The following is a 14,942-nucleotide window of genomic DNA, read 5'->3' on the forward strand; positions in this document are numbered from 1 at the left end:
TATGCAGGTGATCGACTGGGATCTGGCCGTCACGACCGGCACGCGCCTGGTGCGCCCCGGTCCTCAGGTGAGCCGGGAGGAGGCCAGGCAGGCCGTCACCGAGCTCCGTGCGCTGTCGCGTGAGGCCGAGGGGCACGTACGCGAGTTCACCAAGATTCACACTGAGACCGCGCCGCAGGCGGCGACCATCGTCGACCGTCCCGGCTGGATCAAGGCCAACGTCGAGGGCTTCCGTGTGGTGCTCGAACCGCTCACCGAGCGGGTCGGCGCCGGAGCCAACCCGCCGCCGGCGATCGTCACGGCCGTGGGCTCCCGCATCACCGGCGTCGAGGTGGGCGCGGTGCTCGCCTTCCTCGCCTCGCGGGTGCTCGGCCAGTATGAGCTGTTCCTGCCGCCGGACCCGACGGGCCGCGAGCCGGCCGGGCGTCTGACCCTGGTCGCGCCCAACATCGTGCACGCCGAGCGCGAGATGAACGTCGACCCGCACGACTTCCGCCTCTGGGTGTGCCTGCATGAGGAGACGCACCGCGTGCAGTTCACCGGGGTGCCGTGGCTGCGCGAATACATCCGCTCGCAGATGACCGAGTTCCTGCTGGCCTCCGACCTCGACCTGGGCACGCTGCTGGAGCGGCTGCGCAGCGCCGCCGACACGGTGGCCGACGTGGTGCGCGGCGGCGAGGGCAACCTCATCGACGCCATCCAGTCGCCCGGCCAGAAGGAGATCCTCGACCGGCTCACGGCCGTGATGACGCTGGTCGAAGGGCACGGCGACTACGTCATGGACGCCGTCGGTCCTTCGGTGGTGCCGTCGGTGGCCGACATCCGCGCCAAGTTCGCCCATCGCCGCGAGGGCGGCTCTCGCCTCGACCGTACGGTCCGGCGGCTGCTGGGCATCGAGGTCAAGATGAAGCAGTACGCCGAGGGCTCGGCCTTCGTCCGCGCGGTGGTGGACCAGGTCGGCATGGACGGCTTCAACCGCGTCTGGACCTCGCCCGAGACCCTGCCGACGACACCCGAGATCACCGACCCCAGCGCCTGGGTACGCCGCGTCATCGGCAGCAACGCCCTGCCCGCCTGACTCGTCATGGGCCCGCACCCGGCCGTCGCGGACGTCCGAAGGGCCGTCCGTGAGGCGCTGGCCGACGTCGGTGACGGCGCGCTCGTGCTGGCGGCGTGCAGCGGGGGAGCCGACTCCCTCGCACTCGCCGCCGCGCTCGGCTTCGTCGCGCCGCGCGCGGGCCTGAAGGCCGGGCTGCTGACGGTAGACCACCAACTCCAGGAGGGTTCCGCCGCCCGCGCCGAGACGGTGGCCGCGCTGGCCCCGGCCCTGGGCCTCGACCAGGCCGAGATCCTCACCGTCGACGTCGGCACGTCCGGCGGCCCGGAGGCGGCGGCCAGAGACGCCCGCTACGCCGCGCTCGCCGAGGCGGCCGACCGGCTCCAGGCCGCGACCGTGCTGCTCGGCCACACCAGGGATGATCAGGCCGAGACCGTGCTGCTCGGCCTGGCCAGGGGGAGCGGGCTCAGATCACTGTCCGGCATGGCCCCGGTGACCGGCCGCTACCGCAGGCCGCTGCTGTCCCTCTCCCGTGCCACCACCGTCGCCGCGTGCGCGGCGCTCGGCCTCAGCCCTTGGGACGATCCGCACAACGAGGACCCCCGCTACACCCGTGTACGGGTAAGGACCAGGGTGCTACCGCTGCTGGAGTCGGAGCTGGGGCCCGGCGTGGCCGAGGCGCTCGCCAGGACCGCCGATCTCGCTCGGGACGACGCCGACGCCCTTGACGAATGGGCCGACACGGCGTACCAGAATTGCGCTCTAAGCGATATCACCGGTTCGGTGACGCTGTCCGTACCCGAACTGGAACGCCTCCCAGGCGCCGTCAGGCGGCGGGTCCTGCGGCGGGCGGCCATCGCGGCGGGAACGCCGTCCGGAGCCCTCTCCGCGACCCACGTGCGTGCCGTCGACCGGCTCATCACGGCGTGGCGCGGGCAGAAGGCCGTGGATCTACCCGGGGGTCTGGCCGCTGTGCGGCGGTATGACACCCTGATACTCGCCATCAGTCCCATCCCGTAAGGAACCACAGGTGGACGCTGCCGATATGGGCAAGGACCTCGAGAAAGTCCTGATTCCTCAGGACGAGCTCCAGGCCAAGGTGAAAGAGCTTGCCGGGCGGATCGACGCCGACTACGCGGGCACGGAGCTCCTGCTCGTGGGCGTGTTGAAGGGCGCGGTCATGGTGATGGCCGACCTGGCCAGGGCGTTGCACGTGCCCGTCCAGATGGACTGGATGGCCGTGTCGTCCTACGGCGCGGGCACCAAATCGTCCGGAGTCGTGCGGGTGCTGAAGGACCTCGACACCGACATCATGGGCCGCCACGTGCTGATCGTCGAGGACATCATCGACTCGGGGCTGACCCTTCACTGGCTGCTGGAAAACCTCAAGTCGCGCAACCCGGCCTCGCTGGAGATCTGCGCCGCTTTGCGCAAGCCCGACGCGGTAAAGGTGCCGATCGACGTCAAGTACGTCGGCTTCGACATCCCCAACGAGTTCGTCATTGGTTATGGCCTCGACTACGCGGAGCGTTACCGCAATCTCCCCTTCATCGGCACCTTGGCTCCCCATGTTTACAAGTAGCCGCCGGGAACACCGCGCCACCTGACGTACGTTGGTAGGGCAAGACCGGTGTAGCGGGCGGTCCCTCCGCGCGCTTCCCCGGTGTACCTTCTGACTCCGGGAGGGTGACCAAGCGTCCCCTTCGGGTAGTCAGAAGTCGCGGCGTCGGATGCCGCGGCCCCGGGAATTCCCGGGGTTCCAGGCCATGGTCAGGAAGGGACGGGCCCGCAAGGGGTTCCGCATCGGATGGATCTCAAGCGATTTACACGTGGGCCACTGCTGTGGATCCTGGGCATCGTCGTGCTGCTCCTGCTCGTCACCCAGCTCTGGAGCGGCGGCGGCAATTTCAAGCAGGCCGACACGTCCACAGTCCTCCAGCAGATTCGCACCGGCAATGTAAGCAACGCCAAGATTGTCGACAAGGATCAGCGCATCGAGCTGACGCTGATCAAGCCGATCACGGTCAGGCCGGGTGACACGGCGACCAACATGATCCAGTCTGACTGGGTCGCCGGCTACGGGCCGAAGCTGACCGAAGAGCTGCAGGCGCAGGTTCAGGCGGGCACGACCAAGAGCTTCACCACCGAGGTGCCCCAGGAGAACTTCCTGGTCAGCATCCTGGTGAGCTTCCTGCCGATCGTCTTCATCGTCCTCATCTTCCTGTTCATCATGAACCAGATGCAGGGCGGCGGCTCACGGGTCATGAGCTTCGGCAAGTCCAAGGCGAAGCTGATCACCAAGGACACCCCCAAGACCACCTTCTCCGACGTCGCGGGCGCCGACGAGGCCATCGAGGAGCTCCAGGAGATCAAGGAGTTCCTGCAGGCCCCGGCCAAGTTCCAGGCGATCGGGGCGAAGATCCCCAAGGGCGTGCTGCTGTACGGCCCGCCCGGCACCGGCAAGACGCTGCTCGCCCGCGCGGTCGCGGGTGAGGCCGGCGTGCCGTTCTACTCGATCTCCGGCTCCGACTTCGTCGAGATGTTCGTCGGCGTCGGCGCCTCGCGGGTCCGCGACCTGTTCGAGCAGGCCAAGGCCAACGCGCCGGCGATCATCTTCATCGACGAGATCGACGCCGTCGGCCGGCACCGCGGCGCGGGCCTGGGCGGCGGTCACGACGAGCGCGAGCAGACGCTCAACCAGCTGCTCGTCGAGATGGACGGCTTCGACGTCAAGGGCGGCGTGATCCTCATCGCCGCGACCAACCGGCCCGACATCCTCGACCCGGCGCTGCTGCGTCCGGGCCGATTCGACCGGCAGGTCACCGTCGACCGCCCCGACCTGGAGGGCCGCAAGGGCATCCTCAGGGTCCACGGTCGCGGCAAGCCGTTCGAGCCGGCGGTCGACCTCGACGTCATCGCCCGTCGCACGCCCGGGTTCACCGGTGCCGACCTGGCCAACGTGATCAACGAGGCGGCGCTGCTCACCGCGCGCGCCGACAAGAAGCTGATCTCGATGGACATCCTCGAGGAGTCGATCGACCGCGTCATGGCAGGACCCGAGCGCAAGTCGCGGGTCATGTCCGACAAGGAAAAGAAGATGATCGCCTACCACGAGGGCGGTCACGCGTTGGTGGCGCACGCGCTGCCCAACTCCGACCCGGTCCACAAGATCACGATCCTGTCCCGTGGCCGCGCCCTGGGTTACACCATGACGCTGCCGATGGAGGACAAGTTCCTGGCCACCAGGTCCGAGATGATGGACCAGCTCGCGATGCTCATCGGCGGTCGTGCGGCGGAGGAGCTCGTCTTCCACGAGCCCACCACCGGCGCCTCCAACGACATCGAGAAGGCCACGGCGGTCGCCCGCCGCATGGTGACCGAATACGGCATGAGCGAGCAGCTCGGCGCCCGTAAGTTCGGCTCCGGCCAGGCCGAGGTCTTCCTGGGCCGCGAGATGGGTCACGAGCGCGACTACTCCGAGAAGATCGCTTCGACGATCGACGAGGAAGTCCGCCGGATGATCGAGACGGCGCACGACCAGGCGTGGGACATCCTGGTCGAATACCGCGACGTGCTCGACAACCTGGTGCTGCAGCTCATGGAGAAGGAGACGCTCTCCCGCGACCAGGTGCTGGAGGTCTTCGCCCCGGTCGTGGTCAAGGAGCACCGCCCGTCCTACGCGGGCTACGGCAAGCGGCTCCCCTCGGACCGCCCGCCGATCCTGACCCCGAAGGAGCAGTCGGCCAACGGCTCGCTCGCCGCCGCCAGTCACCAGGACGCGCTGCCCTCTGGAGACAGTGCGTGAGTTCGCAAGACGTAGACCTGGGCCGGATCGAGAAGGCCGTCCGCGAGATCCTTTACGCCATCGGCGAGGATCCCGACCGTGACGGCCTGCTCGACACGCCCTCTCGGGTGGCCCGGGCCTACGCCGAGCAGTTCTCCGGCCTCGGACAGACGCCGGAGGGCGTGCTCAACAAGGTCTTCGACGTCGACCACGACGAGATGGTGCTCGTCAGGGACATCGAGGTCTACTCCACCTGCGAGCACCACCTGGTGCCCTTCCACGGGGTGGCCCACGTGGGCTACATCCCCAACGAGCGCGGCCAGGTGACCGGGCTGTCCAAGCTGGCCCGCCTGGTGGACGTCTTCGCCCGCCGCCCGCAGGTGCAGGAGCGGATGACCTCGCAGATCGCCGACGCGCTGATGCGCGTGCTGGAGCCGCGCGGGGTGATCGTGGTGGTGGAGTGTGAGCACCTCTGCATGACCATGCGCGGGGTCCGCAAGCCGGGCGCGAAGACGGTGACCTCGGCGGTGCGCGGCGATTTCCGTACGAGCGACAAGACCCGCGCCGAGGCGATGGCGCTGATCCTGCACCGATAAGCGCCAGCCGGTCAGCCTGGGGCGCTGACCCTGCACCGATAGGCAGCTGCCCTGATAAGCACCAGTCAGCGGGCCTATGGCACTGATCGGATTGTTATTTGTGTGTGGGCACCCTCCACAGACCCCATCAACCACGACCGCCTAGGCTTGGGGCATGGTTGTCGGAGCAGAGGCGCGGTGCCTCGTCATGGGCGTGGTCAACGTCACGCCGGACTCGTTCTCCGACGGGGGCCTGTGGTTCGACGAGGCGGCCGCTATCCGGCACGGACTGGAGCTGGTCGGTGAGGGGGCCGACATCGTCGACGTGGGTGGCGAGTCCACCCGCCCCGGCGCCGCCAGAGTGCCGCTCGACGAGGAGCTGGCCCGCGTCGTGCCAGTGATCAGGGCGCTCAGCGCCGAGGGAGTGGCGGTCAGCGTCGACACCATGCGGGCCGAGGTCGCCAAGGCGGCGGTGGAGGCGGGGGCGAGGCTGGTCAACGACGTGAGCGGCGGCCTGGCCGATCCCGAGATGCCGCGCGTGGTGGCCGCCACCGGCGTCGACTATGTGGTCATGCACTGGCGCGGCCACAGCCATGACATGGACCGCCGGGCCGTCTACGACGACGTCGTGACCGAGGTGCGCGAGGAGCTCGCCAAGCGGGTCGACCTGGTGCTGGCCGAGGGCGTGTCCGAGGAGCAGATCGTGCTCGACCCCGGGTTGGGCTTCGCCAAGAACCCCGCGCACAACTGGGAGTTGCTCGCCGGGATGGGGGAGCTGGCCGAGCTCGGCTATCCGCTGCTGATCGGGGCCTCGCGCAAGCGGTTCCTGGGGCGGCTGCTCGCCGACGCCGACGGCACGCCGCGCCCGTTCAGCGGCAGTGACGACGCCACGGTGGCCGTGACGGCGCTGGCCGCGCACGCCGGTGCCTGGTGCGTACGAGTGCACGAAGTAGGTCCCAATGCCGATGCCGTGCGCGTGGCCGCCGCATGGAAGAGACCCGGAGCCAACACATGAGTGTCGACACCGCCGCGATCGAGACGGTCAACCAGGACTTCTATCTCGCGATCGAGGACGCCAACCTCGACAAGATGACCGAGATCTGGGCCGAGGACTCCGCCGACGAGCAGGTCAGCTGCGTACATCCGGGCTGGACCCTGCTCTCGGGGCGGTCCGAGGTGCTGCGCTCCTGGGCGCTCATCATGGCCAACACCACCTACATCCAGTTCGTGCTGACCGACGTCAACACCACCGTGCTGGGCGATGTGGCCGTGCTCACCTGCGTCGAGAACATCCTCACCGCCGGCGAGGAGGGCGAGTCCAGCTTCGCCGCCGGCAAGGTGGTGGCCAGTAACGTCTACGTGCGCACGGCGCAGGGCTGGCGGCTGTGGATGCATCACGGTTCGCCGGTGCTCCAGGGTGACGACGACGAGGAGGAAGGCGAGCTTGAGGTCTGATCGCATCGCGCTGAAGGGCCTGCGGGCCCGGGGCCGGCACGGCGTGCTGGCGGCCGAGCGTGAGCTCGGGCAGGAGTTCGTGGTCGACGCGACGCTGTTCCTCGACACCGCCCCCGCCGCCGCCTCCGACGACCTCGGCAAGACGGTCCACTATGGTGAGCTCGCCCAGGCGCTGGTCGCCGTGGTGGAAGGCGAGCCGGTCGAGCTGATCGAGACGCTCGCGCAGCGCCTCGCCGACGTGTGCCTGGCCGCCGGCCTGGTGGAGTCGGTCGAGGTGAGTGTGCACAAGCCCGCGGCACCGATCCCGCTGCCGTTCGACGACGTGGTCGTCACCATCCATCGGAGTCGCGAATGAACTTTGGTGAGCAGAACGTGGTGAGCAGTAGGTGAGCGAGAGGAGTAGCACGTGAACGTCGTACTGTCTCTCGGTAGCAATCTCGGACGGCGCTTCCAGACCTTGCAGGACGCCATCGACACCCTTTTCGACGCACCGGGGCTGGAGTTCGTCGCGAGCTCGCCCGTCTATGAGACCGACCCGGTCGGCGGTCCCGCCGGGCAGCGCCCCTACCTCAACGCGATCGTCATCGCCGAGACCTCGCTCCAACCGCAGGCGCTGCTGGAGCGGGCGCAGGGCGTCGAGAATGCCTTCGGGCGGGAGCGCAAGGAACGCTGGGGCCCGCGCACGCTCGACATCGACCTGATCGTCGTGGGTGACACGGTCTCCGACGACCCCGACCTGACGCTGCCGCACCCGCTCGCGCACGAGCGGGCCTTCGTCCTCGTCCCGTGGGCGGATGTGGACCCCGACGGCGTGCTGCCCGGCCAGGGCCAGGTCGCCGACCTGCTCACGGACCTCGACCAGAGCGGCGTACGGCTGCGTGCTGACCTCAAGCTGCAGAGCCCGGATTGAGGCCCACTCGCCCCGGCCTGCTGGTCGGCATCATCGTCGTCGTGGCGCTGGTCGCCTGGATGGTGGTCAGGGAGTTCTACGCCGACCTGCCCATCGTGCCGTGGACCGCCATCCCCACCGTCCTACTGCTGGCCCTCGGAGAGGCCTACAGCGGATGGGTGACGAAGGCCCGGATCGACCGCAAACCTGACACCAAGCCGGTCGAGCCGCTGGCGGTGGCCCGGCTGGCGGCCTTGGGCAAGGCGTCGGCCTATGTGGGTGCGGTGTTCGCGGGTGTCTTCGGTGGGTTCGTCCTGCACACGGTCCAGCTGTTCACCAGGGAGACGCCGCGGTTCGAGTTCTTCATCGCGGTGGGCTCGCTGCTGGCGTTCGTGGTGCTGATCTGCGCCGCCCTCTTCCTGGAACACGCTTGCCGCATCCCGAAGGACCCGGAGGATCAGCGGCCCAGGTAGAGCGTGACAGTGTGCTCGACGTCGGACGTCATGGGCTCAAGCTAGCGGCCATGGTCAACTCTTGTCCGGCACTTGTTCGGCAGGAGCCCGCTTGCGGCCGAAGAGGTAGATGACCGGGAGGGTGCAGATCAGCGGGCCCAGGATGGCGAGCGGGCGTTCCAGCCACCATCTGAGGTCCGGTGGCACCTCGCCGCCGAGCGTGCCGAAGAACCACCACAGCAGACCCAGCGCGATCGCCATCCCTGTGGTGTGGAAGAGGAACAGCGGCAGGGCGTAGCGGTTGATGGTGCCGTTGACCCGGCGCCACCCGGGCTTCTCCAGGACGCGCTCCATCGACGGCCGCAACACCTCCACCAGGCCGATCTGGAAAAGCAGCAGCGCCACGATGACGAAGGTGGGCGGCGCCATGTTCGACCACTTGTCACCCGGCACCCCGACCATCGAGCCCGGGTAGATACCCGAGTAGACCAGGCCGAACAGGGCGAACAGCCCGGTCCACAGGACCCCCACGTCATAGCGCCTGGGCAGGATGACGATCCGGTCGTAGAAGAAGCCGGCCTGGTGGGCCAGCCCCCAGACGATGATCATGTTCAGCCAGCCGACCCACTCGACGCCGTACCGGAAGCGGACCACGTCGATCACCAGGGCGGCGCCGCCCAGCCAGATGAGAGCCAGCACGTCGTAGTGGCGGTGCACCCACAACGCCACGGGCAGCAGCGCGATCAGCACCAGGTAGACGCCGAGGAACCAGAGCGGGCTGAGCACGAGCAGCACCACTCGCCACATCCACTCGACGTGGAACACCCAGGTCACGACCGCGCCGATGGTGAGCCACACGCCCGACAGCACGAGCGCGGGGGCGGCCAGCGCGCGGATGCGCCGCCAGACGAACCGGCCGATGCCGATGCCGCGGGCCTGGGCGCGGCTCCACGACAGCAGGTGTACGTGGCCGCCGACGTAGAAGAAGAGCGGCAGCACCTGAAGCAGCCAGGTGAGTATCCACAGCCCCGAGGTGAAGCCGAGCGGGCTGGTCGGTTCGGGGCCCTCGGGCTTCCACTGCAGGATGGTGAACGCCCAGTGCCACACCACCACCACGATCAGACTGAGAGCGCGCAGCCAGTCGACATATTTGTCCCGCTGCGGAGTCGCGACGTCGGTCACTTGTCGATGTCACCCACGACGAAGAACATCGAGCCGAGGATCGCCACCATGTCGGCCACCAGATGCCCGGGCAGCATCTCCCGGAGCACCTGGATGTTGCTGTAAGACGCGGAGCGCAGCTTGAGCCGCCATGGAGTCTTGTCCCCCTTGGACACGAGGTAGTAGCCGTTGATGCCGAGCGGGTTCTCGGTCCAGGCGTACGTGTGGCCCTCCGGCACCTTGAGCACCTTGGGCAGTCGCTGGTTGATGGGACCCGGCGGCAGCGAGCGCAGCCGGTCGACGCACGCGTCGGCCAGGTCCAGCGAGACTCTGAGCTGGTCGAGCAGGATCTCGAAGCGGGCGTGGCAGTCGCCCGCGCCGCGCGTGACCACCTTCACCGGCAGCTCGGGATAGGCCAGGTACGGCTGGTCGCGCCGCAGGTCGAGGTCGACACCGGAGGCACGGGCGATGGGGCCGCTCACGCCGTACTGCAGGATCTGCTCGCGGGTCAGGACGCCGACACCCTTGGTACGGGCCAGGAAGATCTCGTTGTTGAGGATGAGATTCTCGATGTCGGGCACCCGGCGCCGGGTCTCGGCGACGGTCTCCGACACCCGGTCCAGCCAGCCGTACGGCAGGTCCTCCTTCAGCCCGCCGACCCGGTTGAACATGTAGTGCATCCGGCCGCCGGAGATCTCCTCCATCACGGCCTGGATGCGCTCGCGCTCGTTGAAGGCGTAGAAGATGGGGGTGATCGCGCCCAGCTCCAGCGGGTACGAGCCGAGGAACATCAGGTGGCTCAGCACCCGGTTGAGCTCGGCCAGCAGCGTACGCGCCCACACGGCCCGTACCGGCACCTCCATGCCCAGCATGCGCTCGGCGGCCAGCACCACGCCCAGTTCGTTGGCGAACCCGGCCAGCCAGTCGTGCCTGTTGGCCAGCATGATGATCTGCCGGTAGTCGCGGACCTCGAACAGCTTCTCCGCGCCCCGGTGCATATAACCGATGATCGGCTCGGCCGTGGCGATGCGCTCGCCGTCGAGGGTGAGCCGCAGCCTGAGCACCCCGTGCGTCGACGGGTGCTGTGGGCCGATGTTGAGGATCATGTCCTCGGTGGCCAGCTCTTTCGCCCCGACGCCGATCCCGACCACGCGTTCCGTCATATGGCAATGCTGCCACCGGCAGTCGTGGTGATCCAGCACAGGAAGAGGTCAAGGAACCCTATATCGGCGCATTCCGCCCACTGGACCGGGGAGGAACATCGAGAACGGGGGGAGAAAACCGTGCAAAGAATTCTTTTCGATCTTGCCGCTCTGATCTCGCGGGTGGCGATCGGCGTGATCTTCGTGACCCACGGGTGGCAGAAGATGCAGATCGGGGTACCGGTCACGGCCGCCGCCTTCAACCAGATGGGAATACCGCTGCCGTGGCTCTCGGCCGGGTTCGCCATTCTCGTCGAGACCGTCGGCGGGGTCCTGCTCATCATCGGCCTGCTGGTCCGGCTGGCGGCCCTCGGGCTGGTGGTCGACATGCTGGGCGCGATCATCTTCGTCCACGGCGCCCACGGCGTCCTGATCCAGAACGGCGGCTGGGAGCTCGCCGGCGCGCTGGCCGTGGCCTGCCTGCTGCTCGTGGCTGTGGGCGGCGGCCGGCTCGGCATCGACGGCATCCTGCACAACAGCTACCGGCGGCGCGCCGAGCGTCGCGCGGCCGAGCAGGATCTCGCCGGCCACGCGCCGGCCACCTCCATCAGGCCGGAGGCCCCATCGGAGGCGGACACCGCCCCCAGGCCGGAGGCCCCATCGGAGGCGGACACCGCCCCCAGGCCGGTGCCACCGACCGCCCGGGGCGGTGACATGCGGAACGTCGATGACGTCGTCGCCGACGAGCCGTCACGCGGACGTTCACCGAGCGCCTGACCTCAACCCGCCGCGCGAAGGTTCGCCATCGCGCGACCTCAGCGGGCGGCGACGCGGCGGCTGTCGTGCCGCGTCCGTGACCTCAGCGGGCGGCGAGGTCGCGGAGGGCGTCTACGAGGCGGTCCACGTGCTCCTCCGTGGTGCCGATGCCGATCGAGGCGCGGACCGCGGAGGCCGTGTCGTCCTCGCAGCCGCCGTCCGCGGTGCCGAGCAAGTGCCGGACGAACGGGTGCGCGCAGAACTTGCCGTCACGCACGCCGATGCCGTACTCGCCCGACAGCACCTCGGCCACCTCGCGCGCCGAGTGCCCGTCCACGACGAACGAGACGATGCCCACGCGCGGCTGGTCCGGCCCCCAGAGCGACAGCTCGCGCACGCCCTCGATCGCGGCCAGGCCGGACCGGAGCCGGGCGATGAGCCGCTCCTCCTCGCGCACCAGCTCGGTCCAGCCGGTCGCGCTGAGCGCGTCGCAGGCGGCGGCCACGGCGATGGCGCCCAGGACGTTCGGGGTGCCCGCCTCGTGACGCGGTTCGGCGTCCTCGTGCCACTCGATGTCCTCGTCGACGGAGCGTACGGCGCCGCCGCCCTTGAGGTACGGCTCGCCGGAGGAGAGCCAGTCACGGCGGCCGACCAGCACCCCGGCCCCGAAGGGCGCGTAGAGCTTGTGCCCGGAGAAGGCGACGTAGTCGAGGTCGAGCGCGGTCAGGTTGAGCCGCCGGTGCGGCACCAGCTGGGCGGCGTCCACCAGGATGCGGGCTCCGTGGCGGTGCGCGATGTGCGCCAGGGCGGCGATGGGCCAGAGCTCGCCGGTGACGTTCGAGGCGGCGGTGACCACGAGCAGCTTGGGGCCGTCGATCCCGGCCAGCGCCTCGTCGGCGGCGCGGACGGCCTCGCCGGGGAAGGCGGGCGGCGCCAGGCGTACGGACTGCTTCCAGGGCAGCAGGGAGGCGTGGTGCTCGGTGTCGAACACGACCGCGGTCGTGCCCTCGGGCAGGCAGCGGGCCAGCAGGTTCGTCGCGTCGGTGGTGTTGCGGGTGAAGATCACGGCGTCGTCGGGCCGGGCGCCGACGAAGGCCCTGACCGTGTGGCGGGCCTGCTCGTAGCGGGCGGTGGTGAGCTGGGAGGCGTAGCCCGCGCCGCGGTGCACGCTGGAGTAGGCCGGGAGCGCGGCGGTGACGGCGGCACTGACCGGCTCCAGACAGGGGGCGCTCGCCGCGTAGTCGAGGTTGGCGTACGTCACCAGCCTGCCGCCCTTGACCGGTACTTCCAGATCGGCGCCCAGTACGGCGGGGATCGGACGGGCGCGCTCGGCAGCCGGCGCGTCGGTGGCCTGAGCGGGCAGGGAGCTGAAGATCGTCAACGTGGACACGGCGAACCTCCTGGGGCCATCGGACCCCCGGAACACCCAGCGAGCCCGCGCTTGCCCACCACACCTCGTGGCGGACCAGGTCTTCACCCGGGGCACCCCGCCGCGGACGCGAGGGTTGCCGGCCAGCAAGCCGGGGCTGTGCGCTGGCACTCATGACCTACATCCGCACTATAACCGACACCCGGCCATGAATCGCAACCGCGAACTTATGCGGCCCCTGCCTCGTTGGTAACTGAAACCCCTGCTGTGAGGAGTACCTAATGCTGGACTGGGTGGCCGACCCTCAGATCTGGATCGGGTTTTTCACCCTGGTCGCACTAGAGATCGTTCTCGGTATCGACAACATCATCTTCATCTCCATCCTGGCCGGGAAGCTGCCGCCGGAGCAGCGCGACCGGGCCCGCGTCATGGGCCTGGCCGCGGCGCTGATCAGCCGGCTGCTCCTGCTGCTGGCGCTGTCGTGGGTGGTCCGGCTGACCACGCCATTGTTCGAGGTCTTCGGCCACGGGATATCGGGGCGCGACCTGATCCTGCTGCTGGGCGGCCTGTTCCTGCTGGCCAAGAGCGTCACCGAGATCGGGCACAGCATGGAACTGAAGGAGGAGGGCGGCAAGGGACGGGCCGTCACCTCGTTCGCCTCGGTGATCGTGCAGATCATGGTGCTGGACGTGGTGTTCTCGCTCGACTCGGTGATCACCGCCGTGGGCATGGTGGACGAGCTCGGCGTGATGATCGCCGCGGTGATCGTGGCGGTGCTGGTCATGCTGTTCGCGTCCGGGCCGATCAGCAGGTTCGTGGACAAGCATCCGAGCATCAAGATGCTGGCTCTGGCGTTCCTGGTGCTGATCGGGGTGGTGCTCATCGCCGAGGGGCTCGGCCAGCACATCTCCAAGGGCTACATCTACTTCGCGATGGCGTTCTCGGTGATCGTGGAGCTGCTCAACATCCGGATGCGGAGCAGGCATGCCAAGCAAGCCTCCTCATAAGATGAAAAAGTGCGCTTCGATCCCTGGAATCCGGATTTTGTTGCCTACCCCTACGGCGCGTACGCGGAGCTGAGGCGTGACGCCCCCGTCAGCTACTTCGAGCCGACGGGGCAGTGGCTGATCTCCCGGCACGCGGACGTGAACGCGCTGCTCAGAGACCGCCGGCTGGGCCGTTCCTACCTCCACGTGGCCACGCACGAGGAGTTCGGCAGGCCGGAGGAGCCGGCGTTCCAAGAGCCGTTCTGGCGGGTGACCAGGGCCGGCATGCTCGACGTCGAGCCGCCGGTGCACACCAGGCTGCGCCGGCTGGTCTCCAAGGCGTTCACCCCGCGCATGGTCGAGTCGCTGCGCCCCCGGGTCAGGGCCATCGCCGAGGGGCTGGTCGGGGCGTTCGTCGAGAAGGGCGGCGGCGACCTGATCGCCGAGGTGGCCGAGCCGCTGCCGGTGACCGTCATCGCGGAGATGCTCGGCGTACCCGAGGCGGACCGGCACCTGCTGCGCCCCTGGTCGGCCGACATCTGCCGGATGTACGAGCTGAACCCGAGCATGGAGTCGCAGCACCTGGCCGCCAAGGCGGCGGCGGAGTTCGCCGCCTACCTCGCGGACCTGGCCCGCGAGCGTGCCGTACGACCGGGCGACGACCTGATCAGTGCGCTCGCGGCGATCGAGGAGCTCACCGAGGACGAGCTGGTCGGTACGTGCGTGCTGCTGCTCAACGCCGGACACGAGGCGACCGTGAACGTGACGGGCAACGGCTGGTGGTCCCTGTTCAGGAACCCCGCCGAGCTGGTACGCCTGCGCGAGGACCGGAGCCTGCTGCCCACGGCCGTCGAGGAGCTGATGCGCTGGGACACGCCGCTACAGATGTTCGAGCGGTGGGTCCTGGAGGACATCGAGGTGCACGGGGTCGAGATCCCGCGCGGGGCCGAGGTCGCGCTGCTGTTCGGCTCCGCCAACCGCGACGAGACGGTGTTCGCCGACCCTGACCGGCTCGACGTGGGACGGCCGGACAACCCGCACATCTCCTTCGGGGCGGGGATCCACTTCTGCCTGGGCGCGCCGCTGGCCCGCATCGAGCTGATCGAGTCGTTCGGCGCCCTGCTGGAGCGGGCGCCGAAGCTGGAACTCGCCAGCGAGCCGGAATGGAAGCCGGGCTACGTCATCCGCGGCCTGAAGTCCCTCGACCTGACGACGGGTTAGCGCGGCCGTCCGTCGTGGCTGGGGTCCCTAGGCAGGAACCCCCTCCGGGGGAGCGGAAGTAGCCGGTCCGTCGTGGCTGAGGTCCTTCGCCGACG

The 14,942-nt window shown here is 69.0% G+C and carries 16 protein-coding genes and 1 riboswitch; of the genes, 13 read left to right on the top strand and 3 right to left on the bottom strand.

The annotated features are described in order from the left end of the window. The first annotated feature begins 1 nt into the window (after position 1). From AB0C30_RS02530 to AB0C30_RS02575, 10 genes are all read left to right on the top strand, one after another. Positions 2-1,078: a zinc-dependent metalloprotease gene (locus AB0C30_RS02530; RefSeq protein WP_357938774.1), complete on the top strand. Its 1,077-nt coding sequence runs from the start codon at positions 2-4 to the stop codon at positions 1,076-1,078. Positions 1,079-1,084: 6 nt separating this feature from the next. After that, positions 1,085-2,077 (top strand): tRNA lysidine(34) synthetase TilS, encoded by a 993-nt coding sequence (tilS, locus tag AB0C30_RS02535; RefSeq protein ID WP_357938776.1) that lies wholly within the window; start codon positions 1,085-1,087, stop codon positions 2,075-2,077. A 10-nt stretch (positions 2,078-2,087) separates the two neighbouring features. Then, on the top strand, positions 2,088-2,639 hold the full coding sequence (gene hpt / locus AB0C30_RS02540) for a hypoxanthine phosphoribosyltransferase (protein WP_225293318.1): 552 nt from the start codon (positions 2,088-2,090) through the stop codon (positions 2,637-2,639). Between the two features lie 225 nt (positions 2,640-2,864). After that, positions 2,865-4,862: an ATP-dependent zinc metalloprotease FtsH gene (gene ftsH, locus AB0C30_RS02545; protein WP_357938778.1), complete on the top strand. Its 1,998-nt coding sequence runs from the start codon at positions 2,865-2,867 to the stop codon at positions 4,860-4,862. Then, positions 4,859-5,437 (top strand): GTP cyclohydrolase I FolE, encoded by a 579-nt coding sequence (folE, locus tag AB0C30_RS02550; RefSeq protein ID WP_357938780.1) that lies wholly within the window; start codon positions 4,859-4,861, stop codon positions 5,435-5,437. The genes ftsH and folE overlap by 4 nt, the downstream gene beginning before the upstream one ends. 187 nt (positions 5,438-5,624) lie before the next feature. After that, on the top strand, positions 5,625-6,431 hold the full coding sequence (gene folP, locus AB0C30_RS02555; protein ID WP_357939745.1) for a dihydropteroate synthase: 807 nt from the start codon (positions 5,625-5,627) through the stop codon (positions 6,429-6,431). Beyond that, the gene (locus AB0C30_RS02560) at positions 6,428-6,871 is read left to right on the top strand and encodes a nuclear transport factor 2 family protein (RefSeq protein WP_214641971.1); all 444 of its coding nucleotides are present in this window, start codon (positions 6,428-6,430) and stop codon (positions 6,869-6,871) included. The genes folP and AB0C30_RS02560 overlap by 4 nt, the downstream gene beginning before the upstream one ends. Next, positions 6,861-7,226, top strand: a complete 366-nt coding sequence (gene folB, locus AB0C30_RS02565; protein ID WP_357938782.1) for a dihydroneopterin aldolase — start codon at positions 6,861-6,863, stop codon at positions 7,224-7,226. The genes AB0C30_RS02560 and folB overlap by 11 nt, the downstream gene beginning before the upstream one ends. Before the next feature lie 51 nt (positions 7,227-7,277). Then, a complete protein-coding gene (folK, locus tag AB0C30_RS02570) occupies positions 7,278-7,781 on the top strand; it encodes a 2-amino-4-hydroxy-6-hydroxymethyldihydropteridine diphosphokinase (protein ID WP_357938784.1) in 504 nt (167 codons plus the stop codon). Then, positions 7,778-8,233, top strand: coding sequence for a DUF3180 domain-containing protein (locus tag AB0C30_RS02575; RefSeq protein WP_357938786.1), 456 nt, complete (start codon positions 7,778-7,780; stop codon positions 8,231-8,233). The genes folK and AB0C30_RS02575 overlap by 4 nt, the downstream gene beginning before the upstream one ends. Positions 8,234-8,287: 54 nt before the next feature. Here AB0C30_RS02575 and AB0C30_RS02580 read toward each other — a convergent pair whose 3' ends face one another. Together AB0C30_RS02580 and AB0C30_RS02585 are read right to left on the bottom strand one after the other, a co-directional pair. Continuing rightward, the gene (locus tag AB0C30_RS02580; RefSeq protein WP_357938787.1) at positions 8,288-9,394 is read right to left on the bottom strand and encodes an acyltransferase; all 1,107 of its coding nucleotides are present in this window, start codon (positions 9,392-9,394) and stop codon (positions 8,288-8,290) included. Further along, the gene (locus AB0C30_RS02585) at positions 9,391-10,536 is read right to left on the bottom strand and encodes an NADH-quinone oxidoreductase subunit D (protein ID WP_357938789.1); all 1,146 of its coding nucleotides are present in this window, start codon (positions 10,534-10,536) and stop codon (positions 9,391-9,393) included. The genes AB0C30_RS02580 and AB0C30_RS02585 overlap by 4 nt, the downstream gene beginning before the upstream one ends. A 120-nt stretch (positions 10,537-10,656) precedes the next feature. Between AB0C30_RS02585 and AB0C30_RS02590 the strand changes: the two genes are divergently transcribed. Next, positions 10,657-11,292, top strand: a complete 636-nt coding sequence (locus AB0C30_RS02590) for a DoxX family protein (RefSeq protein WP_357938791.1) — start codon at positions 10,657-10,659, stop codon at positions 11,290-11,292. Between the two features lie 82 nt (positions 11,293-11,374). Here AB0C30_RS02590 and AB0C30_RS02595 read toward each other — a convergent pair whose 3' ends face one another. After that, on the bottom strand, positions 11,375-12,634 hold the full coding sequence (locus AB0C30_RS02595; protein WP_357939747.1) for an aminotransferase class V-fold PLP-dependent enzyme: 1,260 nt from the start codon (positions 12,632-12,634) through the stop codon (positions 11,375-11,377). Positions 12,635-12,703: 69 nt separating this feature from the next. Further along, positions 12,704-12,819, bottom strand: a riboswitch (SAM riboswitch). Between the two features lie 102 nt (positions 12,820-12,921). On the opposite strand from AB0C30_RS02595, the gene AB0C30_RS02600 reads away from it, so the two are divergent. Together AB0C30_RS02600 and AB0C30_RS02605 are read left to right on the top strand one after the other, a co-directional pair. Then, positions 12,922-13,647: a TerC family protein gene (locus AB0C30_RS02600; RefSeq protein WP_357938793.1), complete on the top strand. Its 726-nt coding sequence runs from the start codon at positions 12,922-12,924 to the stop codon at positions 13,645-13,647. 9 nt (positions 13,648-13,656) lie between these two features. After that, positions 13,657-14,847 (top strand): cytochrome P450, encoded by a 1,191-nt coding sequence (locus AB0C30_RS02605; RefSeq protein WP_357938795.1) that lies wholly within the window; start codon positions 13,657-13,659, stop codon positions 14,845-14,847. Positions 14,848-14,942: the final 95 nt, after the last annotated feature.

Source organism: Nonomuraea sp. NPDC048901 (assembly GCF_040649695.1).
Classification (GTDB): domain Bacteria; phylum Actinomycetota; class Actinomycetes; order Streptosporangiales; family Streptosporangiaceae; genus Nonomuraea.

Excerpts from the sequence above, each read along its gene's own strand:
- AB0C30_RS02530 (WP_357938774.1), top strand. The coding sequence starts at position 2 with ATGCAGGTGATCGACTGGGATCTGGCCGTCACGACCGGCACGCGCCTG.
- tilS (WP_357938776.1), top strand. The coding sequence starts at position 1,085 with ATGGGCCCGCACCCGGCCGTCGCGGACGTCCGAAGGGCCGTCCGTGAG.
- ftsH (WP_357938778.1), top strand. The coding sequence starts at position 2,865 with ATGGATCTCAAGCGATTTACACGTGGGCCACTGCTGTGGATCCTGGGC.
- folP (WP_357939745.1), top strand. The coding sequence starts at position 5,625 with ATGGGCGTGGTCAACGTCACGCCGGACTCGTTCTCCGACGGGGGCCTG.
- AB0C30_RS02560 (WP_214641971.1), top strand. The coding sequence starts at position 6,428 with ATGAGTGTCGACACCGCCGCGATCGAGACGGTCAACCAGGACTTCTAT.
- AB0C30_RS02585 (WP_357938789.1), bottom strand. The coding sequence starts at position 10,536 with ATGACGGAACGCGTGGTCGGGATCGGCGTCGGGGCGAAAGAGCTGGCC.
- AB0C30_RS02600 (WP_357938793.1), top strand. The coding sequence starts at position 12,922 with ATGCTGGACTGGGTGGCCGACCCTCAGATCTGGATCGGGTTTTTCACC.